The organism is Oceanobacillus caeni, from assembly GCF_019037185.1.
Taxonomy (GTDB): domain Bacteria; phylum Bacillota; class Bacilli; order Bacillales; family Amphibacillaceae; genus Oceanobacillus; species Oceanobacillus caeni.
The window spans coordinates 17,025-31,954 of sequence record NZ_JAHHXM010000035.1; the positions used below are offsets into that span (position 1 = coordinate 17,025).

The 14,930-nt window shown below is 35.7% G+C and carries 16 protein-coding genes and 2 pseudogenes; 13 read left to right on the forward strand and 5 right to left on the reverse strand.

Going from position 1 to position 14,930, the window contains the following annotated elements:
• Positions 1-420 precede the first annotated feature (420 nt).
• From KM885_RS14755 to arsC, 6 genes and pseudogenes are all read left to right on the forward strand, one after another.
• On the forward strand, positions 421-1,689 hold the full coding sequence (locus tag KM885_RS14755; RefSeq protein WP_204798535.1) for an efflux RND transporter periplasmic adaptor subunit: 1,269 nt from the start codon (positions 421-423) through the stop codon (positions 1,687-1,689).
• Entirely contained in the window at positions 1,664-2,350 is a 687-nt protein-coding gene (locus KM885_RS14760; RefSeq protein WP_060668965.1) for an ABC transporter ATP-binding protein, read from the forward strand. The genes KM885_RS14755 and KM885_RS14760 overlap by 26 nt, the downstream gene beginning before the upstream one ends.
• Positions 2,343-3,560: an ABC transporter permease gene (locus KM885_RS14765; RefSeq protein WP_204798536.1), complete on the forward strand. Its 1,218-nt coding sequence runs from the start codon at positions 2,343-2,345 to the stop codon at positions 3,558-3,560. The genes KM885_RS14760 and KM885_RS14765 overlap by 8 nt, the downstream gene beginning before the upstream one ends.
• Positions 3,561-3,786: 226 nt before the next feature.
• On the forward strand, positions 3,787-4,131 hold the full coding sequence (locus KM885_RS14770; protein WP_060668956.1) for an ArsR/SmtB family transcription factor: 345 nt from the start codon (positions 3,787-3,789) through the stop codon (positions 4,129-4,131).
• Position 4,132: 1 nt separating this feature from the next.
• Positions 4,133-5,450 (forward strand): annotated as a pseudogene (locus KM885_RS14775) (arsenic transporter).
• Between the two features lie 39 nt (positions 5,451-5,489).
• Positions 5,490-5,909, forward strand: a complete 420-nt coding sequence (gene arsC / locus KM885_RS14780; RefSeq protein ID WP_047186512.1) for an arsenate reductase (thioredoxin) — start codon at positions 5,490-5,492, stop codon at positions 5,907-5,909.
• A 227-nt stretch (positions 5,910-6,136) separates the two neighbouring features.
• Here arsC and KM885_RS14785 read toward each other — a convergent pair whose 3' ends face one another.
• Complete coding sequence (locus tag KM885_RS14785) at positions 6,137-6,835, reverse strand: RluA family pseudouridine synthase (protein WP_047186511.1); 699 nt, start codon at positions 6,833-6,835, stop codon at positions 6,137-6,139.
• Positions 6,836-7,182: 347 nt separating this feature from the next.
• On the opposite strand from KM885_RS14785, the gene KM885_RS14790 reads away from it, so the two are divergent.
• Complete coding sequence (locus tag KM885_RS14790) at positions 7,183-7,413, forward strand: FAD-binding protein (RefSeq protein ID WP_379566593.1); 231 nt, start codon at positions 7,183-7,185, stop codon at positions 7,411-7,413.
• Positions 7,414-7,608: 195 nt separating this feature from the next.
• Here KM885_RS14790 and KM885_RS14795 read toward each other — a convergent pair whose 3' ends face one another.
• Together KM885_RS14795 and KM885_RS14800 are read right to left on the reverse strand one after the other, a co-directional pair.
• Positions 7,609-7,878 carry a hypothetical protein gene (locus tag KM885_RS14795; protein ID WP_047186509.1) on the reverse strand — a complete coding sequence of 90 codons (270 nt, stop codon included), beginning with the start codon at positions 7,876-7,878 and terminating at the stop codon, positions 7,609-7,611.
• A gap of 164 nt (positions 7,879-8,042) precedes the next feature.
• Positions 8,043-8,363, reverse strand: a complete 321-nt coding sequence (locus KM885_RS14800; RefSeq protein WP_047186508.1) for a hypothetical protein — start codon at positions 8,361-8,363, stop codon at positions 8,043-8,045.
• A gap of 264 nt (positions 8,364-8,627) precedes the next feature.
• Between KM885_RS14800 and KM885_RS14805 the strand changes: the two genes are divergently transcribed.
• Positions 8,628-9,050, forward strand: a complete 423-nt coding sequence (locus KM885_RS14805; protein ID WP_047186507.1) for a hypothetical protein — start codon at positions 8,628-8,630, stop codon at positions 9,048-9,050.
• Positions 9,051-9,127: 77 nt separating this feature from the next.
• Here the strand turns inward: KM885_RS14805 and KM885_RS14810 are convergent, their stop codons facing one another.
• Both KM885_RS14810 and KM885_RS14815 read right to left on the reverse strand, forming a co-directional pair.
• Positions 9,128-9,274 carry a hypothetical protein gene (locus KM885_RS14810; protein WP_157851601.1) on the reverse strand — a complete coding sequence of 49 codons (147 nt, stop codon included), beginning with the start codon at positions 9,272-9,274 and terminating at the stop codon, positions 9,128-9,130.
• Between the two features lie 458 nt (positions 9,275-9,732).
• Positions 9,733-10,380 (reverse strand): SDR family NAD(P)-dependent oxidoreductase, encoded by a 648-nt coding sequence (locus tag KM885_RS14815; protein ID WP_084824126.1) that lies wholly within the window; start codon positions 10,378-10,380, stop codon positions 9,733-9,735.
• Between the two features lie 471 nt (positions 10,381-10,851).
• On the opposite strand from KM885_RS14815, the gene KM885_RS14820 reads away from it, so the two are divergent.
• The 5 genes and pseudogenes from KM885_RS14820 (at position 10,852) to KM885_RS14840 (ending at position 14,861) form a co-directional block, all read left to right on the forward strand.
• Positions 10,852-11,706, forward strand: a complete 855-nt coding sequence (locus KM885_RS14820) for a malate synthase (RefSeq protein ID WP_216884191.1) — start codon at positions 10,852-10,854, stop codon at positions 11,704-11,706.
• A gap of 440 nt (positions 11,707-12,146) precedes the next feature.
• Positions 12,147-12,798: pseudogene (locus tag KM885_RS14825) on the forward strand (YdeI/OmpD-associated family protein).
• Between the two features lie 209 nt (positions 12,799-13,007).
• Positions 13,008-13,514, forward strand: a complete 507-nt coding sequence (locus tag KM885_RS14830) for a type 1 glutamine amidotransferase domain-containing protein (RefSeq protein WP_216884192.1) — start codon at positions 13,008-13,010, stop codon at positions 13,512-13,514.
• A gap of 321 nt (positions 13,515-13,835) precedes the next feature.
• Positions 13,836-14,474 (forward strand): helix-turn-helix domain-containing protein, encoded by a 639-nt coding sequence (locus KM885_RS14835; RefSeq protein ID WP_204798544.1) that lies wholly within the window; start codon positions 13,836-13,838, stop codon positions 14,472-14,474.
• A 33-nt stretch (positions 14,475-14,507) separates the two neighbouring features.
• Complete coding sequence (locus KM885_RS14840; RefSeq protein ID WP_244987040.1) at positions 14,508-14,861, forward strand: LCP family protein; 354 nt, start codon at positions 14,508-14,510, stop codon at positions 14,859-14,861.
• Positions 14,862-14,930: the final 69 nt, after the last annotated feature.

Consider the following 14,930-nt stretch of genomic DNA (forward strand, 5'->3'; position numbering starts at 1 on the left):
CTTGATGTTGTGAAGGGGCTATGGGGCAGCTGGGAAGAGTATATATAGGCACTTAGTAAACATTGAATTTATCTATGTTTACTAAGTGTTTTTTTGTTGTTAGGAAATTATAAAATTTGCTGCATGTGGATACTTATTCAGAATAGGCCACGTCCGGTTTCAGCGCTAAAGCCGTAGCTAGACTTCCTTCACCTCCGGACGTCGTTATACGGGCGCTTGCGCCTTTGTTCTTACTTCTAAAAATTATTTTAGGAGATATGAGGCACCGTGGCTTCGCGCTGCCTTAGAATACCATGTAGATTTTTGTAAAAACTTTAGTAAAGTTCCAAAAATATATTGCCAAACTTTGGTTAGATACTATAATATTGTTATCAGTATTACGATTTTTTTACAAAAATATTACAAGTTAGGGAGAAAGATATGTCGAAGAAAAAAATTTGGATTTGGGTGAGTATTGGTGTTGTAATACTTCTGCTTTCAGGGGGAACTGGTTTATTCTTGTTACAGCGTTCAGCAATTGCTGCTTTTGGTAATGAGGAGTTCGAGCCGTATGGGGAAAAAGTAGAACTTCTAATGGAAATGAACGAAGATATGTCTTTATATACTGCTTTTTCCGGTAAGGTAGAGGCAGAAAAGATGGAAAAGGTATTCCCTGATCCGGAGAAAGGTACGGTTAAGGAAATTTTTGTTTCAGAGGGAGAAGAAGTAAAAGAGGGCACTAAACTATTTGAATATGAATTGACAGATGATTTAACGGTGGAAAAGGATCAAAAACAAGTAGAGTTAGAAATGGCATATGTGGAAATTAACCACTTGAAAAAACAAAAAGAACAGTTGGAAAAGAGTATCAAAGGAGCTTCTAGTAATGTGAAAACCTCGGAAGAAATTGGGGAAGAAGGGGTAGACGATAAAGCGTCATTGGAATCCGAACTAGAGCAAGTAAATTTTGATTTAAGAGTGAATAACCTACAAGCAGAGCAAATCCAAAACGAGCTTGATGCATTGAAGAAGAAAGTAGATTCCCCAATTGTTGTTAGTAAAGGTTCAGGGGTTGTCCAATCCATTAATCAGGATTTAATAGAAGGGGCTCCGTATGGACAAGAAGGTGGAAGCCCTGGTCCGCTAATCACGATAGTTAAGACGGGAGCTTACTTAATAAAAAGTGAAGTAAATGAACTATTACTCGACACAATTGCTGTTGACGATGAAGTTCGTATTACAACGAAAAATGGAACTGATGGTGAATGGATTGGTAGAATTGTAGAGATAGGGAAGCTTCCTGTAGGTAATGACGAAGAAAATGTGGACGAATATTATGAGGAAGGTAATCCCCAAACCTCTAAATATCCATTTACTGTATTATTAGAAGAACATGAAGGTCTTGAAATTGGTTTTCACGTTAATCTAGAACCGGTAGGAGCTGAAGGTGAATCAGCAGGTGATACCATTGTTATTCCGATTGATTATATTGTGCAGGACGAAGAAGAACCGTATGTATGGGCTGTCGATACGGAGACGAACGAAACGTATAAGCAAGTTGTAGAAATGAATGTAATGGATGATGGTTTTTTTGTTGAAGTTCCATCAGGATTAACACTAGAAGATTATATTGTATATCCGGATCCTTCCGTAAAAGAAGGAAAGAAGGTTGAGATCATTGACAATGATACGTTTGAAGAATTTGAGTAAATCTTACAATTTGGGTAAGGAAGAGATTCCGATTCTAAAGCGAATTAGTTTAGACGTTGAGGAAGGAGAGTTCCTTGCAATAATGGGACCATCTGGTTCAGGGAAATCAACGTTAATGAATATTTTAGGTTGTCTTGACCTTCCAAGTTCAGGAGATTATGAGTTAGAATCGATGAATATGTTAACTGGACATGCAAATAAGTTAGCAGAAATTCGTAATCAATTTATCGGTTTTGTTTTTCAATCATTCCATTTATTGCCACGCTTAACTGCTTTGCAAAATGTGGAACTACCATTAATTTATAGTGGGTTGAAGAAAAAGGAGCGAAAAGAAAGAGCAATGGATGCTCTAAAAAAGGTAGGATTGGAAGATAGAGCCTCATTCAGACCTCCGCAATTATCAGGTGGACAGAGACAGCGTGTTGCCATTGCACGGGCGATTGTGAATAAACCCAAATTTATATTAGCCGACGAACCAACAGGAGCGCTCGATACAAAAACCGGAGAGCAAATACTTTCCCTTTTTAAAAAATTAAATGGGGAAGGGGTAACCATCATTATGATCACACATGATGAGGAAGTGGCTAAAAAGGCGGATCGAATTATTTATATTCGCGATGGTGAGTTATTTAAAGAGAGGAGCGAAGACGTTCATGCTTGAAAACATTCGTATCTCCTTTCAATCGATATGGGGTCATAAACTCCGTTCGTCTTTAACCATGCTTGGTGTTATTATAGGAATTGCTGCAGTTATAGCGATTTTTGCTATTATTCAAGGAAGAAGTGAGGACTTAAAAAGTAACCTAATTGGAATGGGAAATAATACAATAAATGTTGTCTTTGAAGAAGAAGATATGTATGGTGAAGAAGGTATGTGGGGGGGAGAAATGTCTAATCGGAGTGCCCCTCCTATTAAGCAAGAAGCAATTGAAGAAATTCTTACATATCCGAACGTTAACGGCATGTCTATCTATTATGAGGGATGGCAGGAGGCTTATCATTTAATAAATGTTACCCACCCAAGACTATTAGGTATTGATGAAAGGTATTTTGATCTTTTCCCAACTACCATGGTTGAGGGAAGGGAATTTACTGAATCAGATTTTGCTTCATACAATCAAGTTGCTCTAATCAATGAAGTGGCAATGAGTGAATTATTCCCTGAAGGTGATGCTCTTCATCAAACCATCGACATTGGTGGCATACCATTTAAAGTAGTGGGAATATTTTCCGATGCAATAGAGGATAGCGATTGGTACTATCCCGAGTCAACCATTTATTTGCCAACTACAATCTGGCCATTGTTAAATGGGTTTGATGCGCCGATGCAGGTTGCCGTACAGGCAAGTTCTTCAGAAACGATTCAAGAAGTCGGAACAATGGCAGCCGATCGCTTAAATATGGATTTACCTCCATATGAAACGGCGATTTATCAAGTTGCTGACTTTGAAAGAATGATGGAGGAAATATCACAATATGATCAAGCTTTTGCCTTTATCCTTGGTGGGATAGCAAGTATCTCATTACTGGTAGGTGGAATTGGTGTCATGAATATCATGCTTGTTTCCGTTACAGAACGAACAAGGGAAATCGGGATCAAGAAGGCATTGGGCGCAAAACGGTATGTTATTTTAGCTCAATTTCTAACGGAATCCGTTGTTTTAACAAGTATTGGTGGTATCATTGGTATTCTTTCTGGATTAGGAATTGCTAAAGCGATATCGGTATTTGCGAATATGCCATACTTTGTTTCGGTACCAGCAATTATTGGTTCCTTTATTTTCTCCATGTTCATTGGTATTATTTTTGGAATTCTACCATCTATTAAAGCTTCGAAGTTACAGCCGGTTGAAGCATTGCGTTATGAATAGGATTAGCGAAGTTAGGTGAAAAAGGTTGATTTACACTACAACTTTCTGACAAAAAGATAACAGCCATAGAACCAGAAATTATGAGGGTTCAAGGCTGTTTTTTATTCATTTTAACTGCAAAACACAGGTGATGGTGATTTTTAGGGGAATTTTACGTTTTCTTATTGTTTATATAAGTATATAGTTATATACTTATTAAGTAATAAACTTAGAAGGGGAACTGAATATGCCACAAACAAGTATGGAGATCGAGAAAGCCACAATAATTCTGAAATTACTTGGTGATAAAACAAGATTAACCATGATGAAATTAATAGATGATGAAGCTTGTTGTGTATGTGAATTGGTGGAGATCTTTCAAACTAGTCAACCCTCCATTAGCCAACATTTACGTAAATTGAAAGACTTAGGATTGGTTAAGGAAGATAGAAGAGGACAATGGATCTTTTATTCGGTAGATAAATGCAATAAGTATTATCCATTTATTAAGCCAATTCTTGATCAAATTCCTAGTCAAGAATATAAATTAAAAGAGCTGGAAGAAAAAGGAACACGCATTTCTTGTTGTTAGAATGGGAGGTATTATTTTGTCAGTAACGCTTTTACTCGCAATATTAATCTTTGTTGCAACCATAGTCCTAGTAATATGGCAGCCAAAAGGTTTAAATATCGGCTGGTCGGCAATGGGTGGTGCTGTGATTGCTTTACTGGTAGGAGTAGTAGGATTTGGTGATGTAATCGAAGTAACGGGAATCGTTTGGAATGCCACTTTAGCATTTGTTGCTATTATTCTTATTTCTTTAATACTAGATGAGATTGGATTGATTATTTGAGTGGGCAGCATTACATATGGCGCGAATTGCTAAGGGAAATGGGACAAAGATGTTTGTTTATATCAGTATCTTAGGTGCAATTGTAGCAGCCTTTTTCGCAAATGATGGTGCAGCATTAATTCTTACACCAATTGTACTCGCCATGGTAAGAAACTTAAACTTTAAAGAAAAGATGATCTTTCCATTTATTATGGCCAGTGGATTTATCGCGGATACGACTTCATTGCCGTTCATCGTTAGTAATCTAGTGAATATCGTATCGGCAGATTTCTTTGGAATAGGTTTTGTAGAATATGCATCGAGAATGATTATTCCTAACCTATTTTCACTTGTAGCAACGATTACCGTATTGTTCATTTATTTTAGAAAAAGTATCCCAAAATCGTATGATGTTTCTAAAATAAGTGAACCGAAAACTGCCATTAAAGATGATAAAATGTTTCAGATATCATGGTATGTTCTAGGATTACTACTTGTCGGTTATTTTATAAGTGAATTTATTACGCTTCCTGTTTCTATTGTTGCTGGGGTTATTGCTATATTCTTTATCCTTATGGCAAGAAATAGTAAAGCTGTAAATACGAAAGCAGTGATAAAAGGAGCACCATGGGATATCGTATTCTTTTCCATTGGAATGTATGTGGTCGTCTATGGATTAGGAAGTGCCGGGCTTACATCTGCTTTAGCAAGTATCATTCAAATCGTAGCGGATCAAGGTTTATTTGTAGCAACGGTTGTTATGGGATTTATCGCTGCTTTCCTATCATCCATCATGAATAATATGCCAACCGTTATGATTGATGCTTTAGCCATAGCGGAAACCAATACTTCTGGTGTATTAAGAGATGCCTTGGTTTATGCGAACGTGGTTGGATCGGATTTAGGTCCCAAAATTACACCAATAGGTTCGTTAGCTACATTAGTTTGGCTTCATGTATTATCCCAAAAAGGGGTTAAAATTTCATGGGGTACTTATTTTAAAACAGGAATCATTTTGACGATCCCAATATTATTTATCACACTAATCGGCCTATATTTAACGTTACTAATTTCTTAACAGAGATGATACTACGTCGTAATGAAAAGGAGAACCGATATGTTTAAAAGGTCAATTTACTTTTTATGTACAGGAAATTCATGCAGAAGCCAAATGGCAGAAGGATGGGCAAAAAAATATCTTGGTGATGAATGGGAAGTTAGAAGTGCGGGTATTGAAGCACATGGACTTAATCCCAAAGCGGTAAAGGCAATGAATGAGGTTGGAATTGATATTTCTAACCAACATTCAGAAATGATTGATACGGAGTTTTTAAATCATGCAACGCTAGCAGTTACATTGTGTGGAGATGCAAAAGACCGCTGTCCGATGACTCCTCCGCATGTGAAAAGGGAACATTGGGGTTTTGATGACCCTGCCAAAGCAGAAGGTACGGAAGAAGAAATATGGGCAGTATTTCGGCGCGTTCGTGATGAGATAGGTGAACGAATGATACGATTTGCGGAAACTGGGGAATAAACAATAATTAAGCCTGTAAGTCTAGAGGTATACAAAAATAATCAAAAGCACTCAAAAAGATTGTAAAACCAATCTTTTTGAGTGCTTTTATAATGATTACATTGACATTATTAGCATGTAGGCGGAAGCGATTTTGTATTAAGAATAGATTGTTTAAATGCTTTTTCATCCTTTAGTCTACGATGGCCCTTAACTAAAGTCAGTACCCTTGATATCCTTTCGCAACTTTATGCTTCTATTTTATTATACACATTCTTCCAAATCTCCCATGGATATTTTTCTGTTGGTGGAGGGGAAAGGACTTCTACCATTTCTTTCTTTACTGGATGTTCGAACCGTAATGAGTGTGCCCAGAGTGCAATTTGCTGTCCAGGTCGATTTACGTTTTGTCCATATTTTTGATCTCCGTATATCGGCGTTCCATTTGCAGAAAGCTGGACACGTATTTGATGTGGTCGCCCAGTGTGAAGTTGAACGGATAGAAGACTTAATTTTTTTATTTTGGCAATCGTTTTATAGTCGAGCTGCGCCTTCTTTGCGTTTTTATGATTGGCTGCTACCGTATACACTTTGTTTTCACGGTTGTTCTTCACAAGGTGGTGTTCCAGTAATGCCTGATCTTTTTGTGGCACGCCCCGTACAACAGCCAAATACGTTCTTTCCATTGCTTGCCTCCGGATTAAATCCGACATGCGTGAAGCAGCTTTTGATGTTTTCGCAAAAACCATCACACCACCAACAGGACGATCCAAACGATGAACAAGACCAAGATAAACGTTTCCCGGTTTTTGATATCGAATTTTTAAATCCTGCTTTAGCATAGAAAGAAAGTCAATATCCCCAGTACGATCTCCCTGAACAGGTATGTTTATTGGCTTCTCCACAAGTAATAGATGATTATCTTCATATAAAACTGAAATTCTCACACATACCAATACTCCCTTAACATGATGACTCGTAATCTATTTATTCCACCTAAACGGACAGTAAGACTCCCATCTCAAACAAAGAAGGTAGGTGGGAGATCAACTGCCCGTAAAGGTCCGATAAGTGCGACTAACCATTAGTGGTGGATGAAGGACCCCCCTCTGATGGAAGTCTTCTTTATTTTAACTACATAACATCTTAAACGATGATAAGCATATTGCATATAACTCTATTATGAAAGGAATCTATTGTCAAAGGTTCTGATTGTTTATATGAAAATATCGGAAATTAATTTATTGAGCAATTCTTTTGAAATCTGATAATTATTTCGTCCTTGGTGGTTGCTGTGAAGTGTATAGCGAATGTTCGTATTCGTGTGGATGAAAAAGGAAGAGTTCTAGACAAAAATGATTCTCCAATCCGCGGGCTGCTTGCGGCAGGAGAAATGATTGGTGGCATATTCTACCATAATTATCCAGGTGGATCCGGATTAATGTCAGGTGCGGTATTTGGTAGATTATCAGGACAATCTGCAGCAAATTATGTTCTTGAGACAACGGAGGTAGCTGGTAATTAAAAATGGAAAAAATAGAAGTCCCATAATCAACCTTTTATTTAGTTGATACAAAAGAAAGTAGCGATTGTCTAATGTTGAATATCACTGAATGATAAATCTAAAGCATTTCCCGTTAATTTGGGAAATGCTTTTAAATGCTTGTCTTGCATTTTCAGCGAGGATCTGTTGAATGAGGTAGTACAACATGAGGGGTTATCATCGTTGTCTGGAAAGTTCGCGAAGTTTTCTCTCGTGTTGGGCATTTTTACTCAACAAATAATCCGTGGTTTCTTGTGTTTCTGTCAATTCTACTCGAATTCCATCGACCTTTTTTTCAAGCCGATCAAAGCGGTTATTCATTTTGGATTCCAGGTCAAATATAGAGTTCTCTATTTTAGAATTCATTTCATCAAATCTTTTCTCAATTTGTTTGGAATGAACTTTTAATGCATGTAGAATTTCCTTTAGTACGGTTTCTTGTTCCATTTTTATACCTCCTGTTAAACATTATAGATAAGGGGGATTCATTAGATTTTCTCATTAATAGAATGGGATGATTTTAAACCTTTAACTAACATTATCAGCATATTACCATAGAGAAACCTTATGTGAAGATCTGTTGAACGAAGTAATGCAACATGAGGTGGTTATCATGGTTGTCTGGAAAGTTCGCGAAGTTTTCTCTCATGTTGAGCATTTTTACTCAACAAATAATCCGTGGTTTCTTGTGTTTCTGTCAATTCCACTCGAATTCCATCGACCTTTTTTTCCAGCCGGTCAAAGCGGTTATTCATCGTAGATTCCAAATTATCTATCCTGGATTCGAAGTTATCCATTCTAGATTCAAAGTTATCCATTCTAGTTTCAAAATTGTTCATCTTAGAATTCAATACATCAAATTTCTTCTCAATTTCTTCGGAATGAATTTTTAATGCGTGTAGAATTTCCTTTAACATAGTTTCTTGTTCCACTTTTTCACCTCCTACTAAACATTATAAATGAACTTGGACATCCTGTGAAGTAGTGAAAGAATTATGTATGTATTTGTTGATTATGTTTGTTTTTATAGTTTTTGTATAAGGTAAAAAAATATTCAAACCTAACCTTTAACCTTAAAGTAATCTCATTAGAATAAAAACATATAACTACACAAAAGCTAAAAATATAAAATCAAATGAAAATGGTCTCGAGAAGTACAAAAAATAGCTTGCTAAAATTAAAAAGGATGTCGTGATATGTTTAATTTACGTGGGGATGCACATAAAATTTACCTTCATTTAAGAAAAACGCCTCATCAGATTCGGGAGACAAAATATTTAAAAGAAATTGAAGAAATCCGTACGTTTTATCAATCCATAGAGACGGACGTATTAAAGTTAATACACTATCGTATGATCAAAGAAAAGAATGGCTCAGGAATGATTCCTATCTTTGTAACCGCCATACCATGGCTACTCTTTTTATTCTCCACACATTTAGAAAATTTTCTTTTTCAAGATGGTAGTATGCTTTGGTTATTCTTCAGCTTAATTTATTTACTATTTTTAGTAATAACTGTGATTTTACACTTTCGTGAGAATGCTTGGGCTGCCTTTCATATTGAGATTATTCAAGACATTATAAAAGATAGAAATGAAGCAGGTGTTACGGGTGGGTGATAGCAAGATTATGTAGGATGGTTTCGGTGATTATGTCCTGCTAGATCCAAAAGCATGAGACTTACTTAAAAATTGTCTCATGAAGCGGATTCATTCAACTCAATGATACATCCGCCTTTTGTATTCTTCCCCGTAAATTTTAATGTATAATAACGTCGTTCTGCTTCAAATGAAAAGCTTCCCGATTGGCTATCATAAAATTCCTTATGAAAATAATGATTCATTTTGATATCCTTCCATTCTAGGATGAGAGATCCGGCTTCAACGGTAACATCATATGATACAGTAACTTTACTTCCTTTTTTCACCCAGAAACGATAGTAATGATAACCATTATATTTCTTATAAGATGCACGAAAACGATTTTTCGTTTTTTTTGTTATATAGGATAGATATGTTTGTCTTCTTATTGATAGTATTCCTTTTTTATAAAGGACAAATAAAATGGTTAATATAATGACGCTTGGTATGAATTCCAGTGTAATCACCTCCTAGGGATAATGGTTGCTTTATTATGATAACAACATTACTGGCTTTAAGTAAATATGGTATATTATGGTCAATTCAAATAAAAAGCTATCATAGACAGAACTGAGATAGGTTCTATCTATGATAGCTTTATTAATGAGTTGAAACGCAATAGAAAGCTCCAGACAATAGCGTGGATGTCCTATTGTCTTATTTATAAAATATTTGTAGCTCCACCGTCGATGACGAATTCTGCTCCTGTTGAGAAGGATGAGTCGTCTGATGCAAGGAATAGCACTAATTTTGCTACTTCCTTAGGATCTCCCATTCTACCTAACGGGTAAGTGGCATCCAATTCTTTTTTGGATAATTTTGTGGCTTCTGACGCGTAATCAGCCATAGCGGTAGTGATATAACCAGGATGAATCGAGTTAATACGGATTCCTTTACCTGCATATTCTGCTGCTGCGTCTTTTGTCATTACACGTACGGCACCTTTGCTTGCTCCGTAAAGTAGGTGACCAGCAGATCCTCTAAGACCAGCGATTGAGGATGCGTTGATAACAGAGCCAGTATTATTTTTTTCCATTACCGGAAGTACATGTTTTAATCCTAGGAATACACTTGTGACATTAATCCCCATTAATTTATTCCATGTATCTAATTCAATTTCCGGAATTGGTTTGATAATATAAATACCAGCATTATTAAATAAGACGTCAATTTTATCGAACGTTTTGGTCGTTTCAGAAACAACATTTTTCCAATCTTCTTCTTTACTAACATCGTGTTTCACGAATAGTGCATCTTTATTAATCTCTTTTATCTCCTGTAATACTTTATTACCTTCATCTTCGCTAATATCTACCTCCTGTTTAAATCTTGGTGTTAAAGAAACTACTTAAATTATCTTCCTAATTTCAAATAGGCGTCAAGAAATATGAACCTTTAGAATGTAACCCGTAACCAAAACTGAAATTTATATTTCTTGAGTTGACGATTTTATTATTTGTCTGACTTATAGAAACATACGTATTTATCAGTAATAAAAACTTTGAAATAAAAACCACTTGAATTCCCCTTATGCTTTGTGGTTAATGAAATAAAACTTTTTATTTTACACCATCATAAAACGTATTGTCAATAAAGAGTTTGTGGTATTTTCGAAAAAATGTTATAATAAATCTTAACATCGATTTTTCCTTTTTAAACGGAAGAAAAGAAAAATTTAATAATAATTGGCTGAGCTTTAAAAGTAAGTTAGTTGATTGGAATTATCAACTTAATTTCTTATATGGAACCGAGTTTTTATACTACGAGGGAGGATTAAATAATGAATTTAATCAATAAGAAAGTTACACACGAGCATTTTGGCATGGGTAGTATAGTTAAACAAAGTGATTCTTTTATTGAAATACATTTTGGAACGGAAAATAAAAAGTTTGTTTTTCCTGATGTATTTGGAAAACACCTAAAACTCCATGATAAAGGCGCTGCTCATTCAATTGAAAAAGTTATACAGAAAAAGGAAATGGAACGGAAACAGGAAGAATGGAAGAAGGAAGAAGAAAAAAAACTAAGGCGTGAAGAACAGGAACTTCGCTTGGAACATGAAAGACTTATGAAAAATCATAAACTTCATCCTCAATCACAGATGGTTTATTGGTGTGACACGGAAGAACAGAATAGTTCCCTATCTGAGTGGAAGGTTTTTTCAGGCGAAATAAAAAGTGGTGTTAACAAAGGGAAACCAAACAAACCTAATCGTATGCACCAAAATAGTGCTTGCCTTTTAACAGCAAGGGATTCTAGCATGCCCGAAAAAGACAGACGTATCTTAGGTGTCTATATGGTAAATGAAGATTTTATCGGTAAGCTTTGTGAAGATGGATATATTCCCGCTCATTCAGAATACAGACTAAAGCTTTCAGAACAGGAATCAGATCAGATGCTCTTTTGGAAATATTATGTAAATGAGAAATTCCCCCACAAAATGACATGGAATACAGGTAAATACCGTTATTTTGATAATTTATGGATGGCTCAAATTTTGCTTGATATGGTTTCTTTGAAAAGTGACCCAAAGGAACAAGAGCTGGCACAACGCTTTTTTGAACATTTTTGTAAAATGAATCAGATAAGAGGCCAAGAATTACCAAAGCCTAATGGCGCATTAATGCGTATTTAGAGGTTAACCAAAGAGTAAATGAAGGGGGGGATATGTCACCCATGTATAGGGGACTGACATCTTTCCCCCTTCACTAATATGATTCGCAAATAATACTTTGGTTTGACTAGTTACAAAAAGGGAATGACGGTGTATTTCGAATGGTTGTGCGATCAGTCCCATTACATTTATCCGTCTTTTCCTTTTCATCATTTTTTCTTTAATGGCTACCTGCATATCCGTTCTCCATGATAAGCTAATTTCCTCGCCTAAAGTTATAAAATCCCAATTCTCGTAAAATGTTTTTGATTGATGAATGATGTCTTTTACACTTAGGCCCCTAGTTCCATTAACTACAAATACCATCTTGCAAATTAGATTAAGACATTTCCAGTTTATGCTATAATCTAGTAAGAAGATTCCTGTGTGCGAATGATCCATGGATAGTAAAGGAGAACATGATGACAATTATTGATAAATTAAAATTAACTAAGTATAAAAATATGGCCGTTCTTAATCAACCAAGTGACTATGACTTATTTAATGGGTACAAGACATCATTATCGAAAGAGCATGATGCTATTTTTGTTTTTGTTGAAACTTTAGATGAGATGGTAAATTATACAGAACGCATTATCAATGAGGGACAATTGCTTGAAAAAGGATACCTATTTTTTTGCCTATCCAAAAAAAGGGAACAAACGGTACGATACATTTGTCCATCGAGATGATATTTTTCCAGCGATGAAAGTAACGGAAGATGGATATGTTGAAAACAGCGATATGAAATTTTCACGAATGGTCAGTATGGATGATGTATTTACGGTTGTTGGATTAAAACGGGAAAAAAAGAAAGTGAAAAAGTCCCTTGCTTCCAGTCAGTGCGTAGCAGATTATGAGGATAATATAAAAGATATCAAAAAGCTATTAGCAAATCATCCAAACGAATTAAAATTTTATCAGGAACTTACACCAGGTTATCAAAGGGATTGGGCTCGTTATATTTTTTCAGCTAAGCAACAGAAAACACGTGAAAAACGACAAGCACAAATGATCGGTATTCTTTCCCTTGGATATAAATCTATTGATTTATATCGCCAAAAAAAGAAATAGGTGTTCAATCGGTGACTAGCAAATGAAATGCACTTTCAGCATGGAAATATATTTTTAGGTATTCACAAACTAGTAGTGAACACAAAATAGTAGATTCTAGTGAAACCTTTTGAAGGATGTATTATTCCAAGAGAATCACTTTAATTGAAATGCCCCTATGAATTCATTTAGAATGAAATTGAATCATTTTATATAGGAGTGGATACAAGATGGCTAATATATGCTTTTTACTTGCTGATGACTATGAAGACTCAGAGATGAAGAGCCCTTATGATGCAATGAATGAAGCGGGTCACAAAACCGTTATTGTAGGACTTGAAAAAGGAGCGGAACTTAAAGGGAAGAGAGGAACTGTATCTTATACTTCTGACCTTTCCATAAGTGAAGTGAAGGCTGACGATTACGATGCGGTTATTATTCCTGGTGGATCAGCTCCTGAAGCACTACGAGTTAATGACGAAGTAGTAGAATTTGTAAAACAAGCAAATGAACAAGGTAAAGTGATTGCCGGTATTTGTCATGGCCCACAAGTCATGATTAGTGCAGATATTCTAAAAGGAGTAAATGCAACTTCATATATTGGAATTCGTGATGATCTGAAAAACGCTGGATCTGACTTTTTAGACCAAGAGGTAGTGGTAGATGGAAATATTATTACTTCTCGTACACCTCAGGACGAGCCAGCATTTATTAGAGAAATTTTGAATAAATTATAAGATGGTTTTATTTTGGGGATCCCTTCTAGTTTTGGAAGGGATCCTTTTTAAGTTGGGAACAATGCCTGGAAGAAGGAATGGATTTTCTACTGTTTGAAGTGAGACGCAAGGCTTCTAAACATTAAGTTAAATCAGCATTAAAAATCCCCATCATGTTGTTACAACAACATGATGGGGATTTTTGTATGTCTTTTGGGAAATGCATTTACCGGATATTCGTAACTTTGGGAGATACCGACTTGTATTTTTTGTGGTGTTGACAAAATGTCAACGCCGCTGTAAATTAATATATAGATAAGATAGTTAGAAGGGAAAGGGAATATGGTAGAGAAAAGCAATGAACTGGGTCTGCTACTAAAGGAATTACTTAAGAAGCGATCTTTATCTATGAGAAAATTGAGCCAATTGACGGGGATTGATACTGCGGTTATTTCGAAAATTATCAATGGAAAACGAAAAGCTACCCTGGATCATTTACAGCGGTTTGCGGACAAGCTTGACATTTCAATCTTAAGATTATATGAAGCTGCTGGTTATCCCGTCTATCAAAGCCATTCAGATCTTAAGGAATCTATTGTACATATACAAGCAATTTTGGAAAACACTAATTTAGTAGATAAAGAGTTTCGTTTAAATGACGTAAAAGAAGAATTAGAAAAATACCAACGATTATCGTTAGAAGAGGAGGGAAATGAAACCATCCTTGGACAATTTGAAAAGAAAATAGAAAAAGTAGGGAGTATAGGACCATTCATTCACTCATTAAAGGTTATGTACAAGCAATTTTGCGGAAAAAATGGTACGAAGACAGAGCTTACTCTAATAGGCGGAGCACTTCTCTACTTTATTGTTAACTTAGACTGTATCCCGGATTATCTGTTTCCGATTGGGTTTATAGATGATGCCATTGTTATCAATTGGGTCATGAATGGTTTATCGATGAAAAATGGAGGAATATGAAAAAATTACAGCACAAAAAAAGGATTGGAATAAATGATGAGAAGTAAAAAACGTAATAAACGAAAAAGCAGGATTTTTAAGATAGCAGTTGCATTATTAGCTATGATAGTAGTAGCGGTAGGGTATTTTGTTTACCAGTATAACGAAGGTGTGAGCATGGCAGATCCAATGGAAGTTCAGAAACAGGATTACGAGTTCAATGGGCAGAAAAATCTTGACAAAGTTAATGTTCTGCTGCTTGGAGTTGATGCCCGCCCTGATGAAGGTAAATCTCGCACGGATTCTATAATGGTAGCGCAATACGACCCAAAGGAAGGAACGGCAAAACTCATCTCTATTATGCGGGATATTTACTCAGAAATTCCCGGTTATAAGAATTATCACTAGCGTTGCATAAAAAATAATTATAGAAGTCAACCATTTAATTTGTGTCTTTGATTTGAATGTTGAAATTTT

Excerpts from the sequence above, each read along its gene's own strand:
- KM885_RS14810 (WP_157851601.1), bottom strand. The coding sequence starts at position 9,274 with ATGAATCATTATTTTCATAAGGAATTTTATGATAGCCAATCGGGAAGC.
- KM885_RS14795 (WP_047186509.1), bottom strand. The coding sequence starts at position 7,878 with ATGGAACAAGAAACCGTACTAAAGGAAATTCTACATGCATTAAAAGTT.
- arsC (WP_047186512.1), top strand. The coding sequence starts at position 5,490 with ATGTTTAAAAGGTCAATTTACTTTTTATGTACAGGAAATTCATGCAGA.
- KM885_RS14820 (WP_216884191.1), top strand. The coding sequence starts at position 10,852 with ATGAATTTAATCAATAAGAAAGTTACACACGAGCATTTTGGCATGGGT.
- KM885_RS14755 (WP_204798535.1), top strand. The coding sequence starts at position 421 with ATGTCGAAGAAAAAAATTTGGATTTGGGTGAGTATTGGTGTTGTAATA.
- KM885_RS14765 (WP_204798536.1), top strand. The coding sequence starts at position 2,343 with ATGCTTGAAAACATTCGTATCTCCTTTCAATCGATATGGGGTCATAAA.
- KM885_RS14760 (WP_060668965.1), top strand. The coding sequence starts at position 1,664 with ATGATACGTTTGAAGAATTTGAGTAAATCTTACAATTTGGGTAAGGAA.
- KM885_RS14835 (WP_204798544.1), top strand. The coding sequence starts at position 13,836 with ATGGTAGAGAAAAGCAATGAACTGGGTCTGCTACTAAAGGAATTACTT.
- KM885_RS14770 (WP_060668956.1), top strand. The coding sequence starts at position 3,787 with ATGCCACAAACAAGTATGGAGATCGAGAAAGCCACAATAATTCTGAAA.
- KM885_RS14830 (WP_216884192.1), top strand. The coding sequence starts at position 13,008 with ATGGCTAATATATGCTTTTTACTTGCTGATGACTATGAAGACTCAGAG.
- KM885_RS14840 (WP_244987040.1), top strand. The coding sequence starts at position 14,508 with ATGATGAGAAGTAAAAAACGTAATAAACGAAAAAGCAGGATTTTTAAG.
- KM885_RS14805 (WP_047186507.1), top strand. The coding sequence starts at position 8,628 with ATGTTTAATTTACGTGGGGATGCACATAAAATTTACCTTCATTTAAGA.